Here is a 7,621-nt window from a genome sequence, read left to right as displayed (position 1 = left end):
AACCGGGTTTCTAACATCGGGGTACGCGCCAGAAACCCGGTTTCTGAAGTAACTGTTGGCACTGTTAGGAGTATTTTACGGCAAGCAGGGTTAAGTCCTGAAGAATTTGAAGCTTTGTGATTGGATAAGAGTTACAGAAACCCGGTTTTTTGGAAAAACCGGGTTTCTAACATCGGGGTACGCGCCAGAAACCCGGTTTCTGAAGTAACTGTTGGCACTGTTAGGAGTATTTTGCGGCAAGCAGGGTTAAGTCCTGAAGAATTTGAAGCTTTGTGATTGGATAAGAGTTACAGAAACCCGGTTTTTCCAAAAAACCGGGTTTCTAACTTCGGGGTACGCGCCAGAAACCCGGTTTCTCCAAGAAACCGGGTTTCTGAGTTTATGCCATAATTAAACTAGGCAGTCTCGACCTTACGCGCAATGGCTTGGAACAGAGGGGATACATTAAAAGATGGTAAGTATACCATCCGGGGAGTGCTGGGACAAGGGGGTTTTGGCATCACCTATCGCGTCAGGGATGAAAATGGGCGACAATTCGCGCTGAAAACTCTCAACGATAACGCAATTGCGGAACCGAATTTTGCTAAACTGCATGAGGATTTTATGAATGAGGCGCTGCGGTTGGCGCAATTTAAAAATCATCCTCATATCGTTAAAATTTATAAGTTACTGCAAGAAACGATTCGGAAAAATAATTTATTTTCTAGCATTTCCCTCTGCTGCATTTTGATGGAATATATTGAGGGAACAACTTTAGAAAAATTGGTGGAAAAGGGAGGTGCAATACCGGAAGCAGAAGCGGTGCGATATATTCAGCAAATTGGTAATGCTTTGACGGCGATACATCAGGAAGGTTTGCTGCATCGAGATGTGAAACCGAGTAATATAATTTTACGCGCTAGTAATTCGGAAGCAGTGTTGATTGATTTTGGGATTGCGCGGGAGTTTACAGGCGACCGCACGCTGCGGCATACTGAATTTGTTACGCCGGGATTTGCACCCATCGAACAGTATGACCCAGATGCAACGCGGGGTGAATATACTGATGTTTATGCTTTAGCCGCAACGCTGTATTATTTGGTAACGGGTAAAGTGCCAACTACGACGTCTTCTAGGTTAATAAATACGCCTTTAAAACCAGTAAAACAGATTGTACCGAATTTGAGTGATCGATTGCATGATGCAATTGTTTGGGGAATGGAGTTGTTACCCCAAAGACGTCCTCAGTCGGTGCAAAGTTGGCTGAAATTACTTGGCAAATCTGCCCCAATCTCTCAACCTCAACCTGCAAAAACTTCTCCTGTTCCTCCTGCTGTTAATTTTTCTCTTATCCTACAACCTCAAGTACCGCCCCCACCACCCCCCGCAGATGATTTAAGTTCTGATAAAGGGATAGATTATCGGAAATTGCGAGATTTCTTGAAAGCCGGAAACTGGAAAAAGGCGGATGAGGAAACACTAAGTTCTGATAAAGGGATAGATTATCGGAAATTGCGAGATTTCTTGAAAGCCGGAAACTGGAAAAAGGCGGATGAGGAAACACTTAAGGTAATGCTGAAGGTGGCGGGAAGGGAAAAAAAAGGCTGGCTGGATATTCCAGATATCGATAATTTTCCTTGCACTGATTTACGTACTATTGATCAACTTTGGGTGAAATACAGCAAGGGGCGCTTTGGCTTTTCAGTGCAGAAGCGCATCTGGCAAAGCGTCGGGGGTAAACCTGGCGTGTGGGATTACGAAATTGCCAGGTGTAACGAGTTTGGCAATTACGTAGGCTGGTATGAGTCCGTACTAAACTATTGGTTGGATTACTCTAAACTAGACTTCTCCCTAAATGCCCGTGTGGGGCATCTCCCCTGTGCAGGAGTAACGAGTGTGCGGAAGGTAAACGGTCTCCCTTGGACGTGGGGGTTGAACTCTTTCTTCTCTCGCGTCGAGACTTGTAAAGTGTAACCTATAAGGCTTTCGGAAAATTATTAAGATTTACAACAGAGGGAATTTCCACGAAGCTATGAGGGTTCTGGCTTTCCGATACCTGGCACCGAGGTAGGATAATAGGAATTAGCCTGAATGAACGTTTCTGCGACAGCAGCAATTTCCGGGTCAGTTGCTTCCCACTCTCCCCAAGGAAAGCACATCTGTCCGGGGGATGATTTTTTCGATTGAAAGGGGATAAATTCTGTGTCACAGGTAACGCCTGAAGTCAAGCAGCGAATTGAGCAATTGAGGCAAAAGCTCCAGGAAGCAAGCTATGCCTACTATGTCCTCGATAATCCAATTATGGAGGACACAGTTTACGATCGCCTCTACCGGGAACTTCAAGAACTAGAAACTCAATATCCGTATCTGATATCGCCAGATAGTCCGACTCAGCGCGTGGGAGAACGCCCTGCCACCCAATTTTCATCGGTAAAGCACAATATTTCCCTCTACAGCCTGGAAAATGCTTTCAATATTGATGAATTTGCAACTTGGCAAGAGCGTTGGCGCAGGCTAAAACCGAACATCGATTCTTTTGAATACGTCTGTGAACTGAAAATCGACGGTTCTGCTTTAGCGATAACCTACGAAAATGGCGTACTGCTGAGGGGTGCAACTAGAGGCGACGGCGTTACCGGGGAAGAAATTACCCAGAATGTGCGGACAATTCGTTCCATCCCCCTGCGATTGAACTTGGAAAATCCTCCGACCCGCGTGGAAGTGCGCGGAGAAGCGTTTTTAGCCTTAGATGTGTTTGCACAAATCAATCGAGAACGAGAACAAGCTGGCGAACAATTATTTGCCAATCCCCGCAATGCAGCAGCTGGCACATTGCGGCAATTAGATTCTCGCATTGTGGCAAAACGACGGCTCGATTTCTTTGCTTACACGCTGCATATTCCCGGTAGGGATGATGCGGATATTGCCCAAACTCAGTGGGAATCTTTGGAAAAACTACAACAAATTGGTTTGCGTGTCAATCCCAATCGGAAACTCTGTCGTTCTTTGCAAGAAGTTCGGGAATATTACGAATATTGGGATACTGAACGGCTGAATTTACCTTACATGACGGATGGCGTCGTGGTAAAGCTGAATTCCCTCCAACTTCAGGAACAGCTCGGTTTTACCCAAAAGTTCCCCCGTTGGGCAGTGGCGCTGAAATACGCCGCCGAGGAAGCGCCGACTCGCGTGGAAGCCATCAGTGTTAATGTGGGAAGGACGGGGGCGCTGACGCCATTGGCAGAACTTACGCCGGTGCAATTGGCGCTCACGACGGTTTCGCGGGCTACCCTGCACAATATCGATTATGTGCGATCGCTCGATATCCGCGTTGGCGATACCGTAATTATCCACAAAGCTGGCGAAATTATCCCGGAAGTCCTGCGCGTACTCCCCGAACTTCGCCCATCCGGTACAAAACCCTTTGAAATGCCGACTTGTTGCCCCGTCTGCAATCAGCCGGTGGTAAAGTTGCAAAGTGAGGCGGTGACGCGCTGCGTAAATGCTTCTTGCCCAGCCATACTAAAAGGAGCGTTAGTTCACTGGGCAAGTCGGGATGCGCTGGATATTAACGGTTTGGGGGAAAAACTGGTGCAGCAGATGGTGGATAAAGCTGTAGTGCAATCTGTTGCGGATTTGTACGATTTAACGACAGAAAAGATGATGTCCTTGGAAAGGATGGGGAAGAAGTTAGCTGAGAAACTTGTGAGTGCGATCGATCGATCGAAAACCCAACCTTGGTCTAGAGTACTCTACGGTTTGGGAATTCGCCACGTTGGCAGCGTCAACGCCCAAACTTTAACACAAAAATTTACCACAGTTGAACAATTGGCTCAAGCGTCGGCAGCTTCTATTGAAGGAGTTTACGGCATTGGGCCGGAAATTGCTCAGTCTGTGTATCAGTGGTTCCAAGTTCCCGCCAATCAAACTTTAATTCAACGACTAGAAACTGCTGGTTTGCAACTTGCTACTCAAGAACCCCCCCTTTCGTCCCCCTCGTCAACCGGGGGGAAAGTTAGCGGCAAAACTTTTGTAATTACCGGAACTTTGCCAACTCTGAAGCGAGATGAAGCAAAAGAACTAATTCAAAAGGCTGGTGGGAAAGTAACAAATTCCGTCAGTTCCAAAACCGATTACTTAGTTGTCGGTGAAGAAGCTGGTTCCAAACTACAAAAAGCTGAAGAGTTAGGAATCACCCGACTGTCGGAAGCCGAACTTTTGGAAATGTTGGAAAATTGAACCACGTTGGCGAAGCCTGCGCCTTTCCAAATGTATAACCACAGATGAACACAGATGGATGAAGGATTCTAAGGAATTTGCTCTCAATCATCATCTGAGTCGGAATTGACAGATGTTTCGCTTTTCCTAAAATCACACTCGACTTTGATTTTTAGGTTGCTTTCGGCTGTACCTTTGGTAATATAAGGAATACCCATTTCACCGCCAATTTTAATGCCGAATTCAAGGGTAACTTTGGTAATGTTGCCTGTAGTTACTGACTTAAAAGCGCTTAAAGTATGATTGGTATAAGTGCGAATGGTGCTTTCGATCGCTTGAAAGTTTTGCATCATTCTAGCTTGTTGATCGGTGACACCACCCCTGGCAGTTCGTCCGCGTTCTTCTGATTCGTTTCCTTGGGTATTGATGTTAGAAGTATCGACATCTTCTGTCGCTTCAATATAGATAATTGTTCCGTCTTCTAACTCAATTGGTGTTAGTTTATCCATAATTTAAGCAATTTTTAATTAAATTCTTAGGTATGTTGTACCTACTTGATTTATTATATAGCTAATTAAGGACTTACGCAAAGCCCCTATGCGTAGGGTGCGTTAGTAACGCACCATCTACCATATTTAGTGTACCTGCGTAAGTCCTGTAATTATAGCTAGGGGCTAGGGGCTAGGGGCTAGGGACTAGGGTCAGAAGGGTTTAGAGTCAAGGGTTTCAGGAATTCGGAATGTCCTAACCGCCTTGGCGGTTGCTATATAAGAAAAATATACCAAAAAACTATGAGCCGGGATGCTTTGGTAGTAGGGATTAATAGTTACGATCGCCTAAATCCGCTCAACGCACCAGCGGCGGATGCAGAGTCGATCGCGCAACTGCTGACCAATTTTGGCGATTTTCGCGTCCGCAGGCTACCGGAAGCCGTCAAAGACGGTACTGTTACCGTAGGGAAGAAAACTAAAGTCTCCGTTGGCGAACTAGAAGATGCGCTGACCCAGCTATTTAATCCTGAAGGCAACAATATCCCAGAAACGGCTTTGTTGTACTTTTCGGGACATGGACTGCGGAAAGTTAAAGGGGGAATCCAAGAAGGATTTTTAGCTACTAGCGAGGTTAACCCCAATTTAGGATTATACGGCTTATCGCTGCAATGGTTAAGGCGATTATTGCAGGAAAGTCCGGTAAAACAGCAGATAATTTGGCTAGATTGCTGTCATAGCGGGGAATTGCTCAATTTTGAGGAAGGAGATCCGGGGGATAGGGGGAAGGGACGCGATCGCTGTTTTATCGCCGCCTCCCGCGAATTTGAGGTAGCTTATGAAGAGATAAGCGGAAATCATGGCGTACTCACCTCTGCATTATTGCAAGGACTTGACCCCACCCAGCAAGAGGGAGTAATAACTAACTACACGCTGGTAGATTTTATCAATTCTTCCTTGAAAACTGCCACCCAGAAACCGATTTTTGCTAATTCTGGCGGTAAGATTATCCTGACAGGTAAACAACAAGAAATTACCCAGACTGTTATAGGTGGGATTTGCCCTTATAAAGGTTTATCTTATTTTGATTGTAATGAAGAAGATCCGAAATATTTTTATGGTCGAACGGCATTAACTGACGAATTATTAGATAAAGTAAGAGAAGGTAATTTTATCGCAATATTGGGAGCATCGGGAAGCGGTAAATCTTCCGTTGTGAGAGCAGGATTATTACATCAATTAAAGTTAGGTCAGAGATTATCGGGAAGCGATCGTTGGAAAATTTATATTTTCCGACCCGGTGAACATCCACTGAAGAGTTTAGCGGCAGTATTTGTAGAACCGGAATTATCGACAATTGAACGCGCCTCACAGTTACAAAAAGCAGAAGAATTGATTAGGTTAGGTGCTGTTGGGTTAAAGCGTTTGGTTGCAGCAGCTAACAGTCGGGTGGTGTTGCTGGTAGATCAATTTGAGGAAATTTTTACTGTTTGTAAGGATAACACGGAACGGCAACAATTTTTGGAGTGTTTGTTGGGAGAAGATCCCCCATTGCACCCCTTAAGAAAGGGGGATAAACAAGATGAAATATCGCCTCTCCCACTCTCCAAATTATCCATAATTCTGACGATGCGGGCTGATTTCTTTGGCAAATGTGCAGAACAGGAATATGCGGGATTAGCTAAAAAGATCCAGGAAAATTTGATCGCGGTAACGCCGATGACGGCGGAGGAATTAGAACAAGCAATTACTGAACCTGCGAAACAAGTTGGTTTGGAAGTAGAACGGGAATTAGTAACGCAAATGCTTGCGGATGTAGAAGGTTCTCCCGGCAGTTTGCCGTTATTGCAATATACGCTAACGGAACTTTGGCAGCGACGAACAATGAATCGATTGCAGCTATCTACTTATACTAAATTGGGTGGATTGAAGGGAACGCTGCAAAAACGCGCTGATGAAATTTATGAATCTTTTTCCGATGAGGAGAAGTTGGCAGCAAAGCGGATTTTTTTGGAACTGACGCAACTGGGAGAAGGAACGGAAGATACGCGCAGACAAGTGCGAATTGCCGATTTAGTTAATTCCGAACAATTAAGCGCCTCAGTACAGCAGACAATTCAGAAATTAGCGGATGCTAAGTTAATTGTCACCAGTACTTTAATTGCCAAAGGTGCAAATTCAGAACAAGTAGCAGTAGTAGATGTAGCGCACGAAAGTTTGATTCGCTATTGGCCAAAATTGCGGCAGTGGTTGAATGAAAACCGCGAGACGCTGAGACAAAAACGGAGTATAGAAGCAGCAGCGCAAGAGTGGGAAGAGAAGGGAAAAGGGGCTGATTATTTACTACAAGGTTTAAGACTGGCGGAAGCTGAGAATTTTTTGGGGCAGTCAAATCATACAGTTTCTTTGACGGCGGTGGCGCGAGAGTTTGTGGCCAAAAGTATTCAGCGACAACGTAATAACCGTCGCCGCACTATTGGGATAGTGGCGGGAGTGATGGCTTTGCTGACTGGTTTTGGTGGTTTTGCAGCGGTTAATTGGTCAGCAGCAGAAAAGGGAAAGGCAAATGCACAAGCTAATGTCCTGAATTTATCCTCACAAAAGTTGTCAACTTTGGGCTTAGAGTTTGATGCTTTGATAGAAGCTATAAAAGCAGGGAAAATATTGCAGAAATCGGGTGCAGAAGCAGATACTAAAATGCAGGTTGTGCCTTGGTTGGGGCAGCTAGTTCGCGATGTGGAAAACCATAAGTATTTAATGGGGCATAGCGGTTGGGTAAATAGCGTCAGTTTCAGCCCCGATGGTCAAACTATCGCTTCTGGTAGTTTTGACAAAACCATCAAACTCTGGAGTCGAGACGGTAAGGAATTAGCGACCCTCCAAGGGCATAGCAGTGAGGTAAATAGCGTCAGTTTCAGCCCCGATGGTCAAACTAT

General features: G+C 45.3%; 4 protein-coding genes. 3 read left to right on the top strand and 1 reads right to left on the bottom strand.

Translation table 11 applies throughout. The features are described 5' to 3' along the window. Nucleotides 1–420 precede the first annotated feature (420 nt). Complete coding sequence (locus tag LAY57_RS30940; protein WP_249071030.1) at nt 421–1,953, top strand: serine/threonine-protein kinase; 1,533 nt, start codon at nt 421–423, stop codon at nt 1,951–1,953. Nucleotides 1,954–2,181: 228 nt separating this feature from the next. Beyond that, nucleotides 2,182–4,218 (top strand): NAD-dependent DNA ligase LigA, encoded by a 2,037-nt coding sequence (gene ligA, locus LAY57_RS30935; RefSeq protein WP_249071029.1) that lies wholly within the window; start codon nt 2,182–2,184, stop codon nt 4,216–4,218. Nucleotides 4,219–4,301: 83 nt separating this feature from the next. Here the strand turns inward: ligA and LAY57_RS30930 are convergent, their stop codons facing one another. Then, nucleotides 4,302–4,706, bottom strand: coding sequence for a CU044_2847 family protein (locus LAY57_RS30930; RefSeq protein WP_249071028.1), 405 nt, complete (start codon nt 4,704–4,706; stop codon nt 4,302–4,304). Nucleotides 4,707–4,988: 282 nt separating this feature from the next. On the opposite strand from LAY57_RS30930, the gene LAY57_RS30925 reads away from it, so the two are divergent. Beyond that, nucleotides 4,989–7,621, top strand: a 2,633-nt coding sequence (locus tag LAY57_RS30925; protein ID WP_249071027.1) for an nSTAND1 domain-containing NTPase, incomplete at its 3' end; no start/stop codon positions are given.

The sequence above is a fragment of the Argonema antarcticum A004/B2 genome (assembly GCF_023333585.1).
In the GTDB taxonomy this organism is placed as follows: Bacteria; Cyanobacteriota; Cyanobacteriia; order Cyanobacteriales; family Aerosakkonemataceae; genus Argonema; species Argonema antarcticum.
The sequence above is the reverse complement of the archived record's forward strand: the minus strand, read 5'-3'. Positions and strand labels throughout refer to the sequence as shown.

Coding starts and splice junctions, on each gene's coding strand:
- LAY57_RS30930 (WP_249071028.1), bottom strand. CDS start 4,706: ATGGATAAACTAACACCAATTGAGTTAGAAGACGGAACAATTATCTAT.
- LAY57_RS30940 (WP_249071030.1), top strand. CDS start 421: ATGGCTTGGAACAGAGGGGATACATTAAAAGATGGTAAGTATACCATC.